The organism is Eubacterium pyruvativorans (assembly GCF_900102225.1).
In the GTDB taxonomy this organism is placed as follows: domain Bacteria; phylum Bacillota; class Clostridia; order Peptostreptococcales; family Anaerovoracaceae; genus Aminicella; species Aminicella pyruvativorans.
Window position 1 is genome coordinate 54,340 of sequence record NZ_FNBF01000003.1, and the last position, 19,662, is coordinate 74,001.

At 56.1% G+C, this 19,662-nt stretch carries 21 protein-coding genes; 2 read left to right on the forward strand and 19 right to left on the reverse strand.

Features of this window, described 5'->3' with window-relative positions; translation table 11 throughout:
* Positions 1 to 9 precede the first annotated feature (9 nt).
* The 19 genes from BLQ24_RS01905 to BLQ24_RS01995 all read right to left on the reverse strand — a co-directional run bounded on the left by BLQ24_RS01905 (position 10) and on the right by BLQ24_RS01995 (position 16,259).
* Complete coding sequence (locus BLQ24_RS01905; RefSeq protein WP_090162096.1) at positions 10 to 300, reverse strand: YggT family protein; 291 nt, start codon at positions 298 to 300, stop codon at positions 10 to 12.
* A gap of 6 nt (positions 301 to 306) precedes the next feature.
* Entirely contained in the window at positions 307 to 837 is a 531-nt protein-coding gene (locus BLQ24_RS01910) for a cell division protein SepF (RefSeq protein ID WP_090162099.1), read from the reverse strand.
* 52 nt (positions 838 to 889) lie between these two features.
* On the reverse strand, positions 890 to 1,597 hold the full coding sequence (locus BLQ24_RS01915; RefSeq protein ID WP_090162101.1) for a YggS family pyridoxal phosphate-dependent enzyme: 708 nt from the start codon (positions 1,595 to 1,597) through the stop codon (positions 890 to 892).
* Positions 1,598 to 1,647: 50 nt separating this feature from the next.
* Positions 1,648 to 2,625, reverse strand: a complete 978-nt coding sequence (locus BLQ24_RS01920) for a biotin/lipoyl attachment domain-containing protein (protein WP_090162102.1) — start codon at positions 2,623 to 2,625, stop codon at positions 1,648 to 1,650.
* Positions 2,626 to 2,644: 19 nt separating this feature from the next.
* Complete coding sequence (gene trmD, locus BLQ24_RS01925; protein WP_090162104.1) at positions 2,645 to 3,385, reverse strand: tRNA (guanosine(37)-N1)-methyltransferase TrmD; 741 nt, start codon at positions 3,383 to 3,385, stop codon at positions 2,645 to 2,647.
* Positions 3,382 to 3,921, reverse strand: coding sequence for a ribosome maturation factor RimM (gene rimM / locus BLQ24_RS01930; protein WP_163439854.1), 540 nt, complete (start codon positions 3,919 to 3,921; stop codon positions 3,382 to 3,384). Before rimM ends, trmD begins: the two co-directional genes overlap by 4 nt.
* A gap of 104 nt (positions 3,922 to 4,025) precedes the next feature.
* A complete protein-coding gene (locus BLQ24_RS01935; protein ID WP_090162108.1) occupies positions 4,026 to 4,292 on the reverse strand; it encodes a KH domain-containing protein in 267 nt (88 codons plus the stop codon).
* A 21-nt stretch (positions 4,293 to 4,313) separates the two neighbouring features.
* Complete coding sequence (gene rpsP / locus BLQ24_RS01940) at positions 4,314 to 4,559, reverse strand: 30S ribosomal protein S16 (RefSeq protein ID WP_173327528.1); 246 nt, start codon at positions 4,557 to 4,559, stop codon at positions 4,314 to 4,316.
* Between the two features lie 50 nt (positions 4,560 to 4,609).
* Positions 4,610 to 5,950 carry a signal recognition particle protein gene (ffh, locus tag BLQ24_RS01945; protein ID WP_090162112.1) on the reverse strand — a complete coding sequence of 447 codons (1,341 nt, stop codon included), beginning with the start codon at positions 5,948 to 5,950 and terminating at the stop codon, positions 4,610 to 4,612.
* 34 nt (positions 5,951 to 5,984) lie between these two features.
* The gene (gene ylxM / locus BLQ24_RS01950; protein ID WP_090162115.1) at positions 5,985 to 6,338 is read right to left on the reverse strand and encodes a YlxM family DNA-binding protein; all 354 of its coding nucleotides are present in this window, start codon (positions 6,336 to 6,338) and stop codon (positions 5,985 to 5,987) included.
* A gap of 155 nt (positions 6,339 to 6,493) precedes the next feature.
* Complete coding sequence (gene sppA, locus BLQ24_RS01955) at positions 6,494 to 8,338, reverse strand: signal peptide peptidase SppA (protein ID WP_090162117.1); 1,845 nt, start codon at positions 8,336 to 8,338, stop codon at positions 6,494 to 6,496.
* A 6-nt stretch (positions 8,339 to 8,344) separates the two neighbouring features.
* Positions 8,345 to 8,671: a putative signal transducing protein gene (locus tag BLQ24_RS01960; protein ID WP_090162119.1), complete on the reverse strand. Its 327-nt coding sequence runs from the start codon at positions 8,669 to 8,671 to the stop codon at positions 8,345 to 8,347.
* A 95-nt stretch (positions 8,672 to 8,766) separates the two neighbouring features.
* Positions 8,767 to 10,302 (reverse strand): LCP family protein, encoded by a 1,536-nt coding sequence (locus tag BLQ24_RS01965; RefSeq protein ID WP_143004223.1) that lies wholly within the window; start codon positions 10,300 to 10,302, stop codon positions 8,767 to 8,769.
* Positions 10,292 to 11,227: an ABC transporter ATP-binding protein gene (locus tag BLQ24_RS01970; protein WP_242869553.1), complete on the reverse strand. Its 936-nt coding sequence runs from the start codon at positions 11,225 to 11,227 to the stop codon at positions 10,292 to 10,294. The genes BLQ24_RS01965 and BLQ24_RS01970 overlap by 11 nt, the downstream gene beginning before the upstream one ends.
* Before the next feature lie 28 nt (positions 11,228 to 11,255).
* Positions 11,256 to 12,062 (reverse strand): ABC transporter permease, encoded by an 807-nt coding sequence (locus BLQ24_RS01975; protein ID WP_090162122.1) that lies wholly within the window; start codon positions 12,060 to 12,062, stop codon positions 11,256 to 11,258.
* Complete coding sequence (locus BLQ24_RS01980) at positions 12,059 to 13,345, reverse strand: CDP-glycerol glycerophosphotransferase family protein (protein ID WP_090162124.1); 1,287 nt, start codon at positions 13,343 to 13,345, stop codon at positions 12,059 to 12,061. The genes BLQ24_RS01975 and BLQ24_RS01980 overlap by 4 nt, the downstream gene beginning before the upstream one ends.
* Positions 13,345 to 14,481 carry a CDP-glycerol glycerophosphotransferase family protein gene (locus BLQ24_RS01985; RefSeq protein ID WP_090162126.1) on the reverse strand — a complete coding sequence of 379 codons (1,137 nt, stop codon included), beginning with the start codon at positions 14,479 to 14,481 and terminating at the stop codon, positions 13,345 to 13,347. Before BLQ24_RS01985 ends, BLQ24_RS01980 begins: the two co-directional genes overlap by 1 nt.
* Position 14,482: 1 nt before the next feature.
* The gene (tagD, locus tag BLQ24_RS01990) at positions 14,483 to 14,875 is read right to left on the reverse strand and encodes a glycerol-3-phosphate cytidylyltransferase (protein ID WP_090162128.1); all 393 of its coding nucleotides are present in this window, start codon (positions 14,873 to 14,875) and stop codon (positions 14,483 to 14,485) included.
* Between the two features lie 31 nt (positions 14,876 to 14,906).
* Positions 14,907 to 16,259 (reverse strand): Gfo/Idh/MocA family oxidoreductase, encoded by a 1,353-nt coding sequence (locus tag BLQ24_RS01995; RefSeq protein ID WP_090162129.1) that lies wholly within the window; start codon positions 16,257 to 16,259, stop codon positions 14,907 to 14,909.
* A gap of 179 nt (positions 16,260 to 16,438) precedes the next feature.
* Here BLQ24_RS01995 and BLQ24_RS02000 point away from each other — a divergent pair, with 179 nt between their 5' ends.
* Positions 16,439 to 17,089, forward strand: a complete 651-nt coding sequence (locus BLQ24_RS02000) for a Maf family protein (RefSeq protein ID WP_163440002.1) — start codon at positions 16,439 to 16,441, stop codon at positions 17,087 to 17,089.
* Between the two features lie 23 nt (positions 17,090 to 17,112).
* Positions 17,113 to 19,620 (forward strand): fibronectin type III domain-containing protein, encoded by a 2,508-nt coding sequence (locus BLQ24_RS02005; protein ID WP_176755840.1) that lies wholly within the window; start codon positions 17,113 to 17,115, stop codon positions 19,618 to 19,620.
* Positions 19,621 to 19,662: the final 42 nt, after the last annotated feature.

Consider the following 19,662-nt stretch of genomic DNA (forward strand, 5'->3'; position numbering starts at 1 on the left):
CAACATTCGCTACAACGGCAGGAGCCAGATCAGACGGATCAAGACGCTCCGGATGAACTCGATTGCGATCATGGCCACCAGCAGGCTGAAATCGAACATGCCCGTGTTGATTCCCAGACGGCTCATCAGCTGCCGGAAGGGATTGATGATCGGTTCCGTAAGCTGTGCAATCAGATCCTTCGCCTTACCGACCGTGCTGTAATACGGCACGTTGACCCATGACAGAATCGCTCTGATGAAGAGCAGATAGACCAGAATCCGCGCAATCCACGCTACTGCCAATGTTAGTATACTTGCCAAAAAATATTACCTCCAAGGGTTGTCGTTTCCGTTCTTTGCCGGAACTTCTTCTCTGGCGAACTCGAAGTTTGCCTTTTCCGGCTGCTGACCGCCTGCAATGTCCACATTCTCCGGCGCAAAGATAAAGATGTTATTCGCAACCTTCTGGACATTGCCGTTCAGGGCGTAAGTCGCACCGCTGAGGAAATCGAAAATCTTCCGGGCCACTTCCGTCTCCAGACGTTCCAGGTTGATGATGACCGGCCTTCTGCTCTTCAGGCTGTCCACCAGTTTCGGGCACTCTTCAAACGTCTTCGGCTCAATCAGCAGAAGCTTGAAGGAACTGCTGTTCGTGGCGCCGAACCGTCTCTCCTGGGGCTTCGAAGAAGGCATGCCGCCCAGAGGACGTTTCTTCTCCGGTGCCGGAGCCGGACTTTCCGCCCGCCGTTCTTCCTTCTGGAGCTTCGTTTTCGCAGCGTTCACTTCATCTTCCGTTATTTCATCGTCATCGTAATCTTCGATCCCGATCAGCTTCTTCATGGATTCTCCAATGCTCATACATTTCCTCCCGGTATCACACGCTGGAATCTCGGTGATATTCTCTTCTGTGCTATAATTCCTCACGCCGGTAATCCCGGCTTCCGAAGATGGCCGTTCCCACGCGAACCATGTTGGAGCCCTCTTCTATTGCTACTTCGAAGTCATTCGTCATGCCCATACTGAGCCATCTGAAATCAATGCGGTCGGACGGCCCCTTCGCCTGCCAGCGGTCGAAAATCTCTTTCGCCGCCCGGAAGAACGGTCTCGTTTCTTCCGGTTCCGCTTCAAAAGGCGCGATGCACATCAGCCCCCTGACCCGGACATGGGGACAGGTTTCTGCGATTTCTTCAATCAGTCCGTCCACCTCCTGCGGATCCACGCCGAACTTACTGTCTTCATGGGCGGTATTCACCTGGATCAGAATATCCATCACCAGATCATTCTGTGCGGCCCGCTTATCGATTTCCCTGGCCAGATGAAGACTGTCCACCGAATGAATCAGCGCAACCTTCGTGATAATCTGACGCACCTTGTTCGTCTGCAGATGTCCGATCAGGTGCCAGGTTGCCGGCTTCACGTCATCATACTTCCGCAGAACCTCCTGCACCTTGTTTTCGGCAATATCCGTAATGCCGCAGTCAATCGCCTCGTTCATCTCCTCCGCTTCATGCAGCTTGGTTACGGCAATCAGCGTAACATCCTCCGGATCCCTGCCGCACCGTTCACAGGCGGCCCGGATCCGGGCTCTGACCTCTTCGATATTCGATTCTATTGACATACTGAAACTTCACACTCCCTGTAACTGATCTATGTTCACAGCAGACCGGCTCACGCCCGTCTCCTGATCTCATCATATGTTCCGATCGTCGGCACATAGTTCCCCTTCTCGTCCGAAAACGCCGAATTGGAAACCACCGACGTGGTGCCGTCCGTTGCGATGACATTCACCCGGACGAACTTGAAACTCCCGGTCTTCTGCTTCACATACACACCGGTATGGCCGTTCTTCTTCGCAATACTCCGGTTCTCCACCAGGAGTCCCGCAGAATCCGACGTGACGGCATTCACCTGCACTTTCCGTTTCGAAGCGAAGTCCGGATAGTAGTAATTCGTCCGCACAATCAGACGGGCATAGGAGCCGCTGCTCCGGATGCTGTACACTGTACCGCGCACCACATCCTCCCCGTCCAGATTCAGCTTGATCGCCTTCCCGGTCTGATACCGGTCCCGGTGATCCTCTGGCACGAAGCAGACTACATACCATTCCCCCCGGCTGCACAATTTGAAAACCGGGTCTCCCTTCTTCACATCTTTCGGGGAAAGTTTCGTAACATCGTCATTCGAAAGTCCCTCGTAGAAGGAACGGCTCTTCTTCGTCATGTTCTCCGGCGTCAGCACATACTCGTAACCGTCGGCGGTATAGCTGACCACTCCTTCCGTATCGGTGCGGTAGGAATCGGTCTCCTTCGCCTTCCCGTTCAGCCGGTCCAGGAGATCCTCGTAGGCGCTGTCCCGGTCCTCCGAACTGCTCCCGCTGCCGGTCATCTCCAAAATCTTCGTCCCCTTCCGGATCAGTTTCCCGTCCCGGATATACCGGTTTTCGGTGCCGCCGGACCCGGCCCGGTACACTTCCTCCGTCCGGACGATATATCCGTCCGCACTGTCGTAAATGCGGAGCCTTCCATATTTAACTGTATATGTGGAAGTCAGCGCTCCCGTCACCTGCGGCAGACCGTAAATCAGCACGATCAGCACGGCAACCGCCGCAACGTACAGAAACAACAGCTCTCTGCGTTTTTTCTTCATGGAAACCTCTCGAATAATTTTACATCATCTCTATTACTTTTTCCATGACTTTCTGTTCATCTTTATCCAATCCCCTGTGATTCTTCACAAATTCGTCAAACAGGTCCGGACGCTCCCGTTTCGTGAGCTTCAGAGACTCTTCGAACTTCCACAGATGAATCAGCCGGTGATTTCCGCTGACCAGAACTTCCGGTACTGCCATCCCCTCATATTCCCGGGGCTGGGTGTACTGGGGGTATTCCAGCAGTCCGGAGTACACGGATTCTTCCACGGCAGCCCCTTCCTTGGACAGTACCCCCGGCAGCAGACGGCTCACGGAATCGATCAGCACCATGGCCGCCGTTTCCCCGCCGGTGAGCACATAGTCACCGATGGACACCTCTTCGATGGGCCAGTGATCCAGAATCCGCTGGTCGATGCCCTCGTAATGACCGCACAGAATCACCAGTTCCTCCTCCTCTGCCAGTGAACGCACCAGCGCCGGGTCCAGTTTCCGACCCCGGGGAGACATATACAAAATCCGTTTCGATTCCGCATCCACGGACCTTAAGGCGTCGAAAACCGGCTGGGCCTGCATCAGCATGCCCTTTCCGCCGCCGAAGGGCGTATCGTCCACCCGCCGGCGCTTATCCGCGCTGTAATCCCGGATATTCACATAGTGAAACGAGAGGATCCCGCTTCGCTCCGCCCGGCCCAGAATACTGGCTCCCAGAACCGGCGGAAACATCTCCGGAAACAACGTCAGCACATGAAACTTCATTCCATCATCCCCTCTATCAGCGTCACCCGGATTTCCCGCTTTTCACCGTCGATGGAGCGGATGAACTCCTTCACCGCCGGCACCATGATCTCTCTTCCGCCGGCTAACTTCACCACATAAATATCCTGGGCCCGGTCTGTCAGTACATTGGACAGTGTGCCCAACACTTCCCCGTCCTCCTCATTCAGAACCGTCATTCCCAGCAGATCCCGGATATAGAAGGACCCGTCGGTAAGTTCCGGCAGTTCGGATGCCGGCATTTCCACCACGGCGCCCCGGAGATGCTCCGCCGCCGTCCGGTCATCCACGCCGCCCAGCTTCAGGACCGCCATATTCTTCTGATAACGCACATGTTCCAGGGGATAGGATTTCCCGGCGACCAGAATGGTCGAACGGTTTTCGAAAGTGCCCTTTGTCCCGGAATAACGGAAAACCCGGACCTCACCTCTAAGGCCCACCGCCGCCGTAACCTTCCCGAGCTCCACCATGTCCCCCCCATGCTCCGGGGAGCGCTTTCCTGTCAGATGCTCTCTCATATTCAAACTCCCGGGCCGTCGCCCTGCGGGGCAGACCTTCGCCCCGCCTTTGAAAAAAGAAAGGGTGCAGCTCGCCGCACCCCTCCATTCGTTATTCATGACCGTTATTCTTCCGATCCTTCGTACTGCTCGAACTCGTCCTCAGAAACGATCTCCACAGATACGGACTTCTTCTGCTTCGTCGCAGCGGCTTTGACCACCGTCCTCAGGGCCTTCGCGATCCTGCCCTTTTTGCCGATGACCTTGCCCATGTCATTACCTGCGACCTGAAGCTGAAGCACCTCTCCGTGACGGTCTCTTCCTTCTGTGACCCGGACGCTGTCCGGATCGTCCACGAGAGCCTTCGCAATGGTCTCAACTAATTCTGTCATCAACGTCACCGCCTTGGCTGCTTATTCGATCACGCCGGTCTTCTTGAAGATGGATCTGACTCTCTCTGTCGGCTGCGCACCCTTGGACAGCCATTCCTTCGCTTTCTCTGCATCTACCTTGATGTCGTTCGGCTCCACCATCGGGTTGAAGTATCCCAGCTCCTCGATGAATCTGCCGTTTCCGGCTGTTCTGGAATCTGCCACGATGATTCTGTAAAACGGCTTCTTGTGTGCACCCATTCTTCTCAGTCTGATCTTAACCATGATTATTTCCTCCTGTTACCTGTTCTGAATAAATTGTGAGTGATTCGTTTCGATTAAAACAGTCCCCGCAGCAGGCGGTTCTTCTTCATCGCCCCCGGCTTGGTAAACTGCTTGATCATTTTCCGCATTTCATTATATCTCTTGATCAGGTTATTCACCTGACTCACGGACTGTCCTGAGCCCGCTGCGATTCGTTTCCGCCTGCTGGCGTTCAGAATCGACGGGTCTTCCCGTTCAGCCTTGGTCATGGAATGAATGATGGCTTCCATCCTGACGAATTCCTGCTCGCCCTTCTCCACATCCTCGTCGCTGAACTGACCGGCCTGCACCCCCGGAAGCATTCCGATAATCTTCCCGATGCCGCCCATCTTCTTCACCTGATGCATCTGTTTCAGGAAGTCGTCCAGGGTGAACTGATTCTTCTTCAGTTTCCGGGCCAGTTCCTCAGCTTCCTTCTCGTCATAGGATCGCTCCGTCTCTTCGATGAGACTCAGCATGTCCCCCATGCCCAGGATTCTGCTGGCCATCCGGTCCGGGTGGAACGGCTCCAGTGCATCATATTTCTCTCCGGTACCCATGAACAGGATCGGTTTCCCGGTCACCTTCTTCGCCGAAAGGGCCGCGCCGCCCCGGGCGTCGCCGTCCATCTTCGTCATGATGATGCCGTCAATGCCAAGGCGCTCATTGAATCCCTTGGCTGCATTCACCGCGTCCTGACCGGTCAGAGCATCCACCGCCAGCAAAATCTGGTGCGGCTTCACGGCCTTCCGCATATCCGCCAGTTCCTGCATCAGCGTGTCATCGATCTGCAGCCGGCCGGCCGTATCGATGATCAGGATATTGCATCCCTTCCGCTCCGCCTCTTCCCGGGCTTTCACCGCAATGTCCACCGGATCCGGATTCTCCCGGTCGATATAGACCGGTGTCTTCACGGCCTTCGCCACCACTTCCAGCTGGTCGATCGCCGCCGGACGGTACACGTCACAGGCCGCCAGATACGGCTTCTTCCCGTTCTGCTTCAGCCAGTTCGCCAGCTTGCCGCAGGATGTGGTCTTACCGGTACCCTGCAGACCCACCATCATAATCGTGGTGAAACCGCTGGGTGAGTAGGTCAGCTTCGCACCGGCACCGCCCATGAGATCCACGAGCTGCTGGTTCACGATCTTGATAACCTGCTGTTCCGGCGTGAGGGATTTCGTGACTTCCTCCCCCATGCACTTCTCCTTCAGGTCTGCGACGAATTCCTTCACGACCTTGAAGTTTACATCCGCCTCCAGAAGGGCCAGTTTCACTTCCCGAAGAGCCTGGTCAATGTCCTTCTCCTCGAGAATTCCCTTCCCCTTCAATCCGCCGAATACACTCTGCAGTTTTTCGGATAAGCTTTCGAATGCCATTTCGTTCTCCTGCTCCGTCTTCTTCTCCGGCCACCTAACCGCTGATGACCGCCACCAGTTCCCGGATCTCCCGGAGCTTCTCATTCAGATCCGGATCATCTGTGCGTTCCCGCCCGATCTCCTCCGTCAGCGCCGCAATCCGCATCGCCGCCCTGCCGTTCTCCATGAAACGGGCCACCAGACCCAGCTTCGATTCATAGGCTTCCAGTTTCAGCTGTGCCTTCTGCAGCCTGTCATGCACCGCCGCCCGGGAGATGCCCTCCTGCTCGGCGATTTCCGCCAGGGACAGATTATCCTCGTTGTAGAGTTCTGTCACCCGCCGCATTTTCTCCGTGAGAAGATTTCCGTAGAAGTCGAACAGCAGACTTTCCTTCACGATGTCTTCCATCCTGCTGCTCCTTCCTTCTGACTGACAAAAAAAGACTGCACGTGCGTTCAGCGCACATCGGTTACTATACAAGAAAAGATGCGGGGTGTCAAGTAAATTTACTTAACACCCCGCAAAATCTTTCGGTTATCTTCTGCTGCTCTCCGGGCAGTCCTTTACTTCCGGATGTCCGACAGATAGGAAAGTGTGTAACTTCCGTTCTCTTCCAGCAGTTTCTCCAGAAGCGCCGCCTCGCTGCTCTTCTCATTTTCGCCGGAAACCCGGGATTTTCCGTCCTTCGTGACCTCCGCCTTTCCGGTGAGGTAATCTAGAATCCCGTAACTCACCGTCGGATGCAGGATCTCCATGGTTCTGACCCCCACCAGACCTCCGTTCTTCTTCATCTGCTTCTCCGCATCATCGTAGCTCAGAACGATGCCGTCCACCAGACCGTTGGCCTTCGCCTGTTTGGCGGTATAAACCCGGCCGTCCGCCAGTTTCCGGACATCACTGACCGGCATGCTGCGGCCGTCCGCCACGATCTGAACGAACTGATCATACGCATCATCCACCAGCCCCTGCAGAATCTTCCGCTGCTGGCCGGTCAGTTTCTCTGTGACGCTGCCCATGTTCTTGTTCTTGCCGGCATGGATGGTCTCCGCCTTCACCCCCAGTTTCTTCATCAGACCGGTCACGTCGTAGATCGTAGACAGTCTGACGCCGATGGATCCGGTCCAGCAGTTCCGGTTCACATAGATCCGGTCGCTGGCAGCAGCGATATAGTAGGCGCCGGAAGCCCCTTCATCGGCCATGTACGTGTACACCGGCCGCTTGGTTTCCTCCTTGTAATCCTTCACCTTCAGGTACAGCTCATCAGTGGCGTTGGTGCTTCCGCCCGGCGAATTGACATACAGAATCAACCCCCGGTTGTTCGGGTCGTTCTTCATCTGGTCGATCATGTCCAGCAGCCAGTTCTGGTCATAAGTAGTGTAATCCGCAGACTGAGGCGTGCCCGAAGCGATCTCCCCTTCTATGTGCAGTTCCCCCACATACGGACTCTTCTGGGCGATGGAATTGCCGCTCTTCGCAATCAGCTGTCCGGATGAAGTCATCTGATTGCCGTTCGCCCGGTGGGAAATCACACTTGCGGCGATGAAAATCAGAAGCAGAATGACCAGGAAGATGATTCCGTTCCGCACACCTCTTCGGTGACTGCGAACGAAGCCGGAAACTCTGCCGCCGCTTCCGCCGTTTCCGCTGTTTCCGCCGCCCCTGCCGGACGGGCGGCTCTTCCTTTCGGCTGCCGCCGCATAAGCCGCCTTCCGGGTCGGATCCACATGCTCGTAGAAAATATTTCCTGCGCTCTTCCGGGACGATGCCTGGGCGGTTTTCGGTTCCGGTTTCTGCTCGGTCCTCGGGGCGGTTTTCGGTTCCGGTTTCTGCTCGGTCTTCGGGGCGGTTTTCGGTTCCGACTTCTGCTCGGTCCACGGGGCGGTTTTCGTCTCCGGCTTCGGTGCGGTTTTCGGTTCAGCCTTCGGTGCCGTAACTTCTTCGTCCACTTCCGGTTCCTCCGGCAGTCCCAGCGCCCGCCGTCTCCTTCTCTCGGCTTCTTCCGCCTCCCGGGCCCGCTGCGCGCGGTTCGCCTGAATGCGGGTCACAATCGTCGGTTCCTCTTCTTCCGACGCCCGGCGTCCCGGCTCAGATCCGGCATCCCGAACTGTATCCCGGCGTCCCGGCTCAGATCCCGCATCCCCGTTCATATCCCGGTGCGCTGTATCGAATTTCTCCCATTCCATGGTAAATGATTTCCAGTCCGTCGCCTCCGGCTTTCCTTCGAATTCCGGGTCCACGCTGTCCAGCACGTCCCAGTCCTCCCCTTTCTTCTGAACGAAGGCACCGATCCGCCGCTTCGCATCTTCCAGCTTCTCCTGAGCTGCCTCCAGACGGGAGGTTCTGTTTCCGCCAGTCTTCGGTTCCGTCCCGGAAGATTCTATGTGATTCGTCCTGTTCTTCTCTTCCATTATTCTCTAATCCTCCTCTGTTCCCGGCACATCGTCACGCATACAATCATCCAGATCCACCGGCACGATGATGTTCTTCGCATCCTCCAGACATTCCTGGGGCACATAGATTTCAATGTCTCCGACCACATTCTTGCCGAATGCGATCTCCAGAAAATGAGAAGAGCCCACATATTTCTTCTCACTCGGAATTCCTTCCGCATCCAGCTTCGATACCAGAATATCCGCCTGCAGACTGTCGTTTACCGTTGTCAGGTATACGCCATCCCGCCAGGTATATTCCTCCTCACCGTTTCCGGCGGCAGTGCCGTCCCTTCTTCCGAAAATCTTCATCGTCGCTCTTCTCCGTTTCCTGCGGGACTTACCCGCAAAAAAGTCCCGATGCGCGGATTCTGTTCATCTGCCGCGCATCAGTTCTGGTTTCTGTATTATTCTCCTTCTGCAGCGCCAGTACTTTCTCCCGCAGTCTGGCCCGCGGCCGAGGCACCCCCCGCCGCACCGGCGCCGGCATTTCCGGAAGTGCCCTGGGAACTGGTTCCGGCGCCCGCCGAAGCAGCTCCGCCGGTTCCAGCGGCACTGCCGGCGGCGGAACCGGTTCCGCCGGAATAGGAACGCCGGGGCGTGTACGTCTGGCTCCGGGATGTGGAAGTGCTTCCCCGGTACGGTGTATACGTTGACCGGCTGGTGTTGACACTGTACATGCTGGTGCCACTGGCAACCGCCGAAGCAATGGCGTCCGACTGGGTCTTCACCCGGGTGCTCACTTGATAATTCTTCTGTCCGAACATTTCCCGATGAAGGCGCTTCGTGTTCGCCTCCAGGTTCACCGGGAACACGTAGGACACCTGCCCCAGGAATCCGGTGGTCACATTATACGGCCATCCCACGGATTTCTGGATTTCCAGACCGGACAGCCTCTGGGCGAGTCCGATCATGTCGTTGTTGGACAGATTCGTCTGACACTGTTTCAGGCAAACATCCATGATGTCGGAAAGCTCTGAGAAACTGCTGTGTTTCAGCTTGTCCAGCACCAGTTTGATCACGAGACGCATCCGGCTGGTCCGCTTGAAGTCGTCGCCGACCCCTTTCCGGATCCGTCCGTAGGAAACGGCCTGAACACCTTCCAGTTTCTGACGGCCGGCTTTCTTCACCAGCTTGTACTTCTTCTGTCCCACATTGCGGGCGGTCTGCCGGGTGTACTTGTTCAGCTGGTATATTTCATTCTGATGCACGTTCACTGTAATGCCGCCCACCTGGTTGACCAGGTCGGAGACCATCTTGAAATTGAACAGCACATAGGAATCGATGTCCAGATCCATAGCCTGGTTCAAGGTATTCAGACAACCGTTAATGCCGGTGGTCGGGAACGCGCTGTTCACCTTCTCATAAGTGGAAGTACCGTTAATCCGGAGATACGTATCCCGGTAGACGGAGATCAGATTCACTTTCTTCGTCTTCGTGTTCATGCTCACGATGATGATACAGTCGGTGTTGGAATTCTTCAGGTTTTTCTTGTTCATTCCCCGGCTGTCCACACCCAGAAGGGCAATATTGACGTACCCTTTCACGTCCACGATACTGAGCTTGTTCTTGTCCACCTTCACCCGGTGCACCTGATTCAGTTTCTTGTTCATGAAATGGCGCGCATAGGCGTAGGCACCGCCGGCGCCGGCGATCAGAAGAATCAGCACCACGGCCAGTACCTTCGGCCATTTTTTCTTTTTCTTCTTCGCCGGGGAAACCGGTTTCGCCTCTGCAATCGGCACCGGTCCCGCAGGCTTCGCTTCCGGCTTTGAATCCGGATTCGGCTTCGAATTCACTTCCGGCTTTGAATTCAGATTCGGCTTCGGCTCCGGCTTATGAGCCGGTTCGGCCGGACGATTTGTGACAGGGCGCTCCGCAGCAGGCTTCTGCGCTTTTCCCTCCGTCTTCTGATAGAGATCGCTGTATTTCTTACTTCGCATTCTTTCCTCCGCCCAGCACGCTGTACTCTTTCTTCTGCTGCGCCTTCTTCTTCCGCTTCTCTTCGTCTTCCTTCTGCAGCATATCCTCGTAGAATTCCACGGCGTCATCAATCGGTGCGTCGTAGATGGCATGCCCCTTCTTCAGCACCAGTCCCCGCTCGCAGAAATCCGCTGCAACCCCCGTGCTGTGGGTCACCAGCAGGAATGTGATATTCTGGTCGTCCATCAGTTCATGAACTTTCGCAGTACACTTCTTTCGGAAGGAGGCGTCTCCCACAGAGAGTGCTTCGTCCACAATCAGAATCTCCGGCTCCGCATTGACATTGATGGCGAATCCCAGACGGGCCTTCATTCCCGAGGAGTAGGTCCGCACCGGCTGATCCATATAATCCCCGATATCGGCAAACTCAATGATATTCGGGAGAATGCGGTCCACTTCCTCCCGCTTCATTCCCAGGAGCTGCCCCCGGAAATAGATATTCTCCAGTCCCGTGAATTCCGGGTCGAATCCGGCGGTCAGTTCCAGCAGTGCGCTGACTCTGCCGTTCACTTCAATTTCACCCTTTGTCGGAAAGGCAACCTCCGTGATCATCTTCAGCATGGTGGACTTGCCGGCGCCGTTACGCCCCAGCAGAGCCACCGACTCCCCCTTCCGAACACGGAAGGACATATTGTTGATGGCATTCACCTGCTTATACGGCACGTTTTTCCGGAAGATAGCCTTGAAGCGCTGCTTGTCGTTCTTGAAAAGCTTGTAGGACTTGGTGACGTGATGGAATCCCACCATCACCGGCTGGTCCTGATACTTCCGGTCCAGTGCTTCCTTCCGGGCCGCCCGGTCCGGATCACCGGCGAATTCCTTCGCCGCTTTCTTCGCCCGGCTGACGGCGGAAGGTTTCTTCTTCGGTTTCTTATCTTCTGTCATTTCGTTCTCCATCGTTTCCGGTGCCCGGTTACAGGACATCCGGAATCTCCTTCTTCAGTTTCCGGTACGCCCATACGGCCAGAAGTGCCATAATCACCGTGACGATACAGTAGTTCCGAAGTTCCACAGGGGTTTCCCAGAACCAGCGATGATATACCAGAGAATTCCGGAAGCCGTTGGCAATCTGGGTCACCGGATTGAACAGCAGAATTTCCCGGATCCAGTTGTAATGGATGCGGGATGCATCGTATACAATACCGGACAGCCAGAACAACGGCTGGGTCATGGATTTCACCAGATTCAGAAAGTCCTTCGAGATGCAGGAAAGCATGGAGGAGAACAGACCCCACCAGGTGAAGAATACCACCATCATCAGCCAGTACAGCGGAAGCTGCAGGTAGTAGATGGTAGGCCGGTACCCGAATCCGATGAAAATGGCGATCATGATCACCTGCAGCACCAGGTTCGTCAGGAAATTCCCCAGGCTGACGAATGTAGGAATCGTGTCCACCGGGAACTTGATCCGTTTCACCAGGAAATGATACCGCCTGATGGCGCCGGCGCCATTGGTCAGTGTGTCTCTCATATAAAACCACGGGGTGAATCCGGCGATCAGCCACAAAAAAAACGGATATCCATTGATGGGTTTCCCGCCCCGGAGTCCCACTGTGAAAGCGAACCAGAAGACGAAGATGGTGGTAGCCGGCCGGATGACCGCCCAGGCCCATCCCAGGGCCGCTCCCCGGTACGTCTTCACGATGTCCGACTTCGCCAGCTTCAGGATCTGCCCCCGGAAGGCGATGTGATCGTGTATGATTTCTTTGAATGTATTCAAAACTGCTCCTCGCTCTCGTTGAAGATCCGCGCCAGCACACGCTCCGTAGCGTGCCCGTCGTCGAGCGCATTGAACTTCTCATTGAATGCCCGGTACTTCTCATCGAAGACGAAATGCTCCGCCTGATCCCGGACGGCGTCCGCCAGTTCCTTCTCGGTGCGGACGATCGGTCCCGGAAGAATATCCGGAGAGAAATACAGCCCCCGGACACTGTCCCGGTAATCCTCCAGGTCATACATGTAGAACACCATCGGTCTCTTCAGGTTGGCGTAATCGAAGAAGCTGGAGGAATAATCCGTGATCAGCATGTCCGCCATCAGATACAGGTCGTTGATGTCATCATGATCCGACACATTATAAATAAATCCCTTGTATTTGTCAAAATCAAATGCCCGGGCGGCCAGGTAATGAACCCGGAACAGGATAACATAATCCTCCCCCAGTTCCCTCTGCAGAATGTCATAATCCACATCGGAATGGAAGGCGTAGGTCCCCATGGAACGGTCGAACTGATTGTCCCGCCAGGTCGGTGCGTAGAGCAGAATCTTCCGGTTTCCGATGGAAGCAGGATCCAGACCCATCTTCTCCTTCAGCGCCCGGATATAGGAGTCGTCTGCATTCAGCAGAATGTCATTCCGGGGATATCCCTCCTCGATAACGCAGTCTTCCTTCCCGAACTTCTTCAGATTCCAGGCCGATGTAAACACCCGGGTGGCGAAGGGGGACTGGGAAAGAATGTACTTCATCCGCACCGTATCCCGGTCGTATTTCTGAAAGATTTCTTCCAGGGAATTCATGGCATTGTCACTGGCCATCATATCATAGCCCAGCCGTTTGAAAGGCGTGCCGTGCCAGCATTCCACGTAGGTCTGGTCCTCCTTCGGCACATACTGCTCCAGCATCCGGTAATTGGTGATCCAGTACCCGGCTTCCCGGAGCGTCTCCACTTCTTCCCGGGAATTGAATCCCACCACTTTCGTGTCCCGGTTCTGTTCCAGCCACCGGTACTTCTCCGGTTCCCGGAACATCCAGACGAACCGGAATCCGCTGTACCGATCGTCCCGGAGCATGTATTCATACATCGCCTTCGGCGCATCGGAGTACGAACGGCCGTTGAAGCTGTTCAGATAAACCAGCTTCCGATCCGTCCGGACCCGGTCCGCCCCCTTCCGGAATTCCCGGTACAGATATTTCGTTCTGGTCTCCCTGGCCCACTTCCGGAATCCCTCATGATTCCGGGCATAGTCCTTCACCAGTATCACCAGTTTCTTCTTCAGTCCCATTAATCCTGCTTCTCCTGTTCCCGGATCTTCTCCAGAATGAAATCCGCCATGCGGTCCGCCGCTCCGTGAAGCGGCACTTCGATATATTTCTCCCGGAACGCCCGGAGCGCCCGGAAGTCATACGGCTCTTCGAACGCCTTCACCATCTCCCCGGCATCCCGGAACTGGTACTTCCCGATGGCTTCCTTCTCGTATTCCATGTTGATCCCCGTGGTGCGCCGGTATTCCTCCAGATCGTAAGTGTAGAGGTACAGCGGCTTCTCCCGCAGCGTGGACTCCAGCACGAAGGCGGAGTAGTCACTCACCACGATGTCCGCCGCTTCCAGCCAGTCATAACTGCTGAACCGGCTGTCCATGATCACATGAGATTCCCGGATCGTCCCCGCTGCCGCCCGGTCCAGGGGGTGCAGCTTCACAATCAGGTTATACCGCTCCGGATCCACCGCGTCGATCAGCGGCCACAGGTCGATGGCTGCGTGCTTGCGGATGGTGGGAACATACAGCACATTCTTCTTCCCGTTCTGAATCTGCGGATATGCCTCCCGGAGCGCCCGGAGCCTTTCCGGGTCCTCCTTCGTGATATAGTCAATCCGGGGCAGTCCCAGCAGCACCGCCCTGGAAAGATCCTGCCCGAATCCTTCTGCAAAAAACGCCGCCGTTGCCCGGCTGGCGCAGGCGAACCAGTCATATCCCCGGTGCATCTGCATCACTTCCGCCACCGTTTCCGATGCGCCGTCCCGGCGCCCCACCGTCTGCCAGCCGAACTGCTTCACGGCGGCGATGGCGTGCCAGATCTGCATCTTCCGCAGGCTTTCCCGGTGATGCAGCACGCTGAGCAGAATGCAGTAGGTGTCGGTGACGACAAAACGGGACCGGGCGAACGCTCCCATCTGCCGGAACATATGAAAGAAGTAGCCCACTGCCCTTTCCTTCTTCAGCATCTTCGGAAGTACAACCACCACAAGCTCCGGATCCTTCCGCTGCAGCGCTTCCCGGAGCAGCCGGAAATCTATGGATTCCCGGTCACTCTGCCGGCTCACCAGCGTCACCTGATGCCGGGGCTTCACGAAAAGCCGGATCACCCGGTAGCAGAGATTCATGAAAGCGATGAAAACCTTCAGCACAGCCCTCTTCATGTTACCGTTTCCCCAGATCCGCCTTGATCTGCGTGGTGGAAATCTCCGGTGTCCGGGGCAGATAGACAACTTCGCAGTAATCCTTCAGGAAATCGAATTTCCCCCTCCAGTCATCTCCCATGACGAAAACGTCGATGTCATACTTCTTCACGTCCTGAACTTTCTGTTCCCAGCTCTGTTCCGGGATCACCAGGTCCACATAGCGGATGGCCTCCACCAGCTGCTTTCTCTTCTCATAATCGAAGTAGCACTTCTTCCGTTTCTGGTTCCAGTTAAATTCATCCGTGGACAGGGCGACGATCAGATAGTCGCCGTATTCCTTCGCTCTGCGCAGCAGATTCACATGACCGTAGTGCAGCAGGTCGAATGTTCCATATGTAATAACCCGTTTCATCCTGCAGTATTCTCCTGTTTTCTCTCCCCGTCTATCCTAGAACCGTGACATTCTTTCCCGCATAATAGGCTTCCATGACCCCTGCGATCTCCTCGCTGACACTGCGGTCCACGTAGAAGTTCTTCTTTCCGCCGGAGATGGACTTCACGAAATCCACCAGCTCGTAACGGATGCCTTCTCCGTCCAGCTGATAGAAATACCGCTTGTTTTTCGCCTGGTCCTCGAACCGCATCTCATAGTAATCGGTTTTCCACCACGGCGCCGGCACATAGACATATCCCTGGGTGCCGGAAATCACCAGCTCGCCTTCCGACTTGGCACCCAGGCCCACCTTCACGGTAGCAACGGCGCCCTTGTAACGGAAGGACAGCCGGGTGAAGCCGTCGAACCGGGATTCCTCGTCCACATACATGGTGTCCATGCTCAGGTCTTCGTAATCCGTACCCAGAATCTGGAATACCGGCAGCATGGCCGTCGGTCCCCATGTGGTGATGCTGTTCCAGTAGCGGGCATTCCGCTTATCCGGATCATAGATCTGCTCCCGGAGACTGGTGCAGGTGGAATCAATGGAAACCACCCGGCCGATCCGGCCGGACTTGATCAGCAGCATCAGCCGGTCATAGGCCGTGGCGTAGGCGGTCTTCAGCGCCTCCGAGAGAACCAGTCCCTTCTGGTCTGCCAGCTCGAACAGTTCCCGGCACTGGGCGCGGGTTTCCGCAATCGGCGATTCACAGATGACGTGTTTCCCGCTCTCCAAGGCCTTCTTCACCTGCTCGTAATGATCATCCGGATGGGAAGAGATGTAGACGGCATCACAGTTGTTCAGCAGTGCATCGAAACTGTTCACCAGCGGCACATCCTCCTTCGCCGCTTCGATCCGGACCCCCTCGTCCTGGGACCAGATGGCGGATACCTCGGCACCGTTGACGAAATCACATTCCTTCCAGTACTTCGTCAGCGCAACCGGCTTCCCGCCGCCTGCCAGTCCCATCTGAACCGTGCGGTCCTTCGTCCGGAGCTGGGTACTGGAAATGCCCTTCGTCCGGTCCAGGTAAACCACGTGACAGTACTCGTTCAGGTAGTCGAACTTACCTTTCCAGTCAGAACCGATGGCGAAAATATCCACATCGTAACGCCGGATGTCATCGATCTTCTGACCCACATATTCTTCCACGATCACCCGGTCCGCCAGACCGGTTTCCCGGATCGCGTCCACTCTCTCGGTCAGAGACTGCTGAACATTGATCTTGCCTCTGCTCCTGTCGAAATCCTCTGATGTGACACCGACGATCAGGTAGTCACCTAACGCCTTCGCCCGTTCCAGCAGCCGGATATGGCCTCTGTGCAGCAGATCGAAGGATCCGTATGTAATCACTGTTTTCATAATGATAAACCTTCGTTTCTTTCTATTAAATCTGTCATATTTACGACATAACTCCTAATAGTATAGTCACTTTCAGCGGTGCTGTCCATTATTTCTTCCGGAGCGCTGGTCTTCCCCCCGATTTTGGGATATGATAAATTAGATGTAGTTATATGCAAACAATCAGAAAGAGGTTTTCTATGACAGAACATGAAATCATTCTGGCATCCCAGTCTCCCCGCCGCGTGGAAATTCTGCGGTCCCATGGTCACAATCCGGTGATCCGGCCCGCCGACGTGGACGAGAGCCTTCCGGAGGGCATCGGTCCCCGGGATGCGGTGATGTTCCTGTCCCTGAAGAAAGCCCGGGCCGTTGAGCTGGACTATCTCAGGGAGAAGGGACTGCCGGATCCGGCCTCCCTGTCCTTCGGAGATGCACCGGAAGAAGAACATACAGATTCTGCCCGGCCCATTATTCTCGCCGCAGACACGGTGGTATATAAGGAAGAGATTATGGGTAAGCCGAAGGACCGGGAAGAAGCATTCCGCATGCTGGCGAAGATCCGGAACGATGTTCACTATGTGGCTACCGGCGTCACCCTGATCGAAGCAGGCACCCTCAGGCGCCGCACCTTCTGCGAAGTGACGAAAGTATGGTGCCGGGATTACACCGACCGGGAAATTCTGGATTATATCGACCGGGAGCAGCCCTATGACAAGGCGGGGGCCTATGCCATCCAGGGACCGTTCCAGGAACACATTCACCACATTGAAGGATATTACGATAACGTGGTGGGGCTGCCTTACGAGCCCGTAGCCCGGCTTCTTTCCGGCTGGGATGAAGAGGAATAGTGAGAATTACAGGGGGTATGAGAATGAAGAGATGGAAAACAGGGGTGAAATTCCGCCGCCGGGGCCGGAAGCTGCTGACGATGGCCGTGATTGCGGCGGTAGCCGTAACAGCGGCGCCGGCCATGCCGGGAAACATCGGCGGGTTCCGGGCATCGGCGGATACCAAGGAACCTGCCGCATTTGAACAGGGAACCTCCGAGCGGACAGCAGCCCGAGCAGACCATGACAATACAGTCCGCATCGGCGGCCGGTTCCATGCCGGCGGATTCCGGGGCATTCCGGAAGGAAAGGCCATCGAAACCGCCACGAAGAAGGAAACGAAGAAAGTCGAAGGGGTGAGACTGATCCGGCCTCTGACAGAAAACGGCCGCCTCACCCGGGAAACCGCAGGTTCCGGCACCGGCCGGAGCATCCGGACGAAGAACTCGATTCTGGACGACCTGAAGAACCTCATTGGCAGCGCCGCCGACAGAACCGCCTCGAAGCAGACTACGGAGACCGAATCCGCTGCCGCAGTGAGCGCTCCGGACAACGGAACATCGAAGTACTACTACTCGAAGCTCACGGCGAAGGAAAAGATTCTGTACAACGCCATCCTCACCTGTGCAGCGGACCCATACAAACTGCAGCGGGTTGTTTTCAACACTAACAGTTCTTCGAAACAGTCCGGTTTCACGGAAGACCAGGTGGAATTCGTATATTACGGTCTCTGCTACGACCATCCGGAACTGTTCTGGCTCTGGATGGCGGACTCCCCGGTGAAGCAGGGAGTGGAAGAAGTGAACAACGCTGACGGTTCCAGCACGAAAATCACGAACACCGGCAAGGGAAAATACAACTGGTACGTCTGGATCGACTACAATTCCACCTACGATTCCGGAATGCACCGGGACGCCTACGACCAGACCGGTTACTACTTCACCAAGTCCCGGCTGCAGAAGATGGCACAGCAACTGGACCGGGCAGCGAATAATTTTTTGTCCGACATCAACCTGAACCAGCCGAAAGCCGTGGTGGCCCTGGAAATTCACGACAAATATCTCAAGACGGTATCCTATAACAGCAGCGCCGCACAGGCAGACGCCTCCTTCTACCACCGGGCCCACACCGCCTACGGAGCGCTGGTGGATCACACCGCCGTGTGTGACGGCTATTCGCTGGGACTGAAGTATCTGCTCTCCCGGGCAGGCATCCCTTCCGTCATGGTGCCGGGAATTGTGGGAACCGGTTCGGATCGGAGCAATTACGGCGGCCATGCCTGGAACCTGGTGCAGCTAAGCAGCAAATGGTACGAGGTAGATTCCACCTGGGATGATGACGGCGCAGCCGGTCACGAACACACCTACTTCAACCTGACCACGAAGAATATGACCACCATGAAGGATCCGGTCATCCGGAAGACCGTCCACCACTACCGGGACGAAAACATCATGAACCCGAACAATGGGTACTGGTTCGGCACCGGCGTCCGGAAAGCCCTTCCGACTGCCGCATCCTCCCATTTCCAGTACAGTTATGTGTCCCAGCACGGAAAGACCCTGCCGGACAACACGGATCCGCTGGGAAGAACGGTTTCCTTCGGCACATCGGTGAACGGCGCATTCCGGTCCTTCGGCACATCGAAGGACGAAGCCCGCTGGACGGTACGGGTTCTGACCGGCTCCGGCACCGGTCTCAAGCGGAACGGAACCCTGTGGAGCACTGCCGTGACCGTACCGTCGGACAGTGCGCTGACGGTGCAGAAAGACTTCACAACGGCCTCCCAGGCTTTCACCCTGTCCCGTTCCGGCAGGGACAGCGGCTCCCGCCAGGTTTCTGCCCGGGTGACCTATGATAACGGCACCACCGGCATTGTGCAGGACACGCTGGGCATCCGGACCGAAGCGGCCCTGCGCCCGGCATCCTTCACCTACAGCGGCACGCCGAAATCCCCGGCCCTGCTGCTGACCTCCTACGGAGATGCCCTGGCGGCGGCGGAATACAGCGCAGTATTCGCGGGCAAAAATTCCCCGGAGGACCCGGCCGGAAGTCCGGACACAGCTGGAAGTGCCATCGGACGGTATGCCGTTCGGGTTCAGTTCAGCGGATTCCTGCAGCAGCAGAAACCGACGGTTCTGTACTATTCCATCCTGCCGGCAGCCCCGTCCCTCCGGACCCTGAAGTCCCTGACGCCGGCTGCAAAGAAAAAAGTAAAGAACCGGAAAGCCGTGAAGGGCCCTCAGAGTATGAAGGTATCCTGGAAGACCCTGAAATCCGCCTCCGGCGCATCGGGATACGAAATCCAGTACAGTACAACGAAGAAATTCTCCGCCGGCCGCACAACGACGAAAACGGTCCGGAAGCTGTCCACCGGAGAACTGACGCTGCGGAAGCTGAAGTCCGGGGTCCGGTACTACGTGCGGATCCGGAGCTTTGCCACCGGCCCGGTATTCGATGTTGCTGAAGGCAGCAGTTCGGCGAGCCCAGAGAATCCTTCGAAGACCATCCGCCTCCGTTCGGCCTGGTCTCGCACACTGACCAGAACGGCTTAACGAAAAAAACCGGCGCATCCCGCTCTTCAGACTGCTGAAGCG

Excerpts from the sequence above, each read along its gene's own strand:
- BLQ24_RS01995 (WP_090162129.1), bottom strand. The coding sequence starts at position 16,259 with ATGAAAACAGTGATTACATACGGATCCTTCGATCTGCTGCACAGAGGC.
- BLQ24_RS01915 (WP_090162101.1), bottom strand. The coding sequence starts at position 1,597 with ATGTCAATAGAATCGAATATCGAAGAGGTCAGAGCCCGGATCCGGGCC.
- BLQ24_RS01985 (WP_090162126.1), bottom strand. The coding sequence starts at position 14,481 with ATGAAGAGGGCTGTGCTGAAGGTTTTCATCGCTTTCATGAATCTCTGC.
- trmD (WP_090162104.1), bottom strand. The coding sequence starts at position 3,385 with ATGAAGTTTCATGTGCTGACGTTGTTTCCGGAGATGTTTCCGCCGGTT.
- ylxM (WP_090162115.1), bottom strand. The coding sequence starts at position 6,338 with ATGGAAGACATCGTGAAGGAAAGTCTGCTGTTCGACTTCTACGGAAAT.
- BLQ24_RS02000 (WP_163440002.1), top strand. The coding sequence starts at position 16,439 with ATGACAGAACATGAAATCATTCTGGCATCCCAGTCTCCCCGCCGCGTG.
- BLQ24_RS02005 (WP_176755840.1), top strand. The coding sequence starts at position 17,113 with ATGAAGAGATGGAAAACAGGGGTGAAATTCCGCCGCCGGGGCCGGAAG.
- BLQ24_RS01970 (WP_242869553.1), bottom strand. The coding sequence starts at position 11,227 with ATGACAGAAGATAAGAAACCGAAGAAGAAACCTTCCGCCGTCAGCCGG.
- tagD (WP_090162128.1), bottom strand. The coding sequence starts at position 14,875 with ATGAAACGGGTTATTACATATGGAACATTCGACCTGCTGCACTACGGT.
- BLQ24_RS01920 (WP_090162102.1), bottom strand. The coding sequence starts at position 2,625 with ATGAAGAAAAAACGCAGAGAGCTGTTGTTTCTGTACGTTGCGGCGGTT.
- BLQ24_RS01910 (WP_090162099.1), bottom strand. The coding sequence starts at position 837 with ATGAGCATTGGAGAATCCATGAAGAAGCTGATCGGGATCGAAGATTAC.
- ffh (WP_090162112.1), bottom strand. The coding sequence starts at position 5,950 with ATGGCATTCGAAAGCTTATCCGAAAAACTGCAGAGTGTATTCGGCGGA.
- BLQ24_RS01980 (WP_090162124.1), bottom strand. The coding sequence starts at position 13,345 with ATGGGACTGAAGAAGAAACTGGTGATACTGGTGAAGGACTATGCCCGG.
- BLQ24_RS01960 (WP_090162119.1), bottom strand. The coding sequence starts at position 8,671 with ATGAAGATTTTCGGAAGAAGGGACGGCACTGCCGCCGGAAACGGTGAG.
- sppA (WP_090162117.1), bottom strand. The coding sequence starts at position 8,338 with ATGGAAGAGAAGAACAGGACGAATCACATAGAATCTTCCGGGACGGAA.
- BLQ24_RS01965 (WP_143004223.1), bottom strand. The coding sequence starts at position 10,302 with ATGCGAAGTAAGAAATACAGCGATCTCTATCAGAAGACGGAGGGAAAA.
- BLQ24_RS01935 (WP_090162108.1), bottom strand. The coding sequence starts at position 4,292 with ATGACAGAATTAGTTGAGACCATTGCGAAGGCTCTCGTGGACGATCCG.
- rimM (WP_163439854.1), bottom strand. The coding sequence starts at position 3,921 with ATGAGAGAGCATCTGACAGGAAAGCGCTCCCCGGAGCATGGGGGGGAC.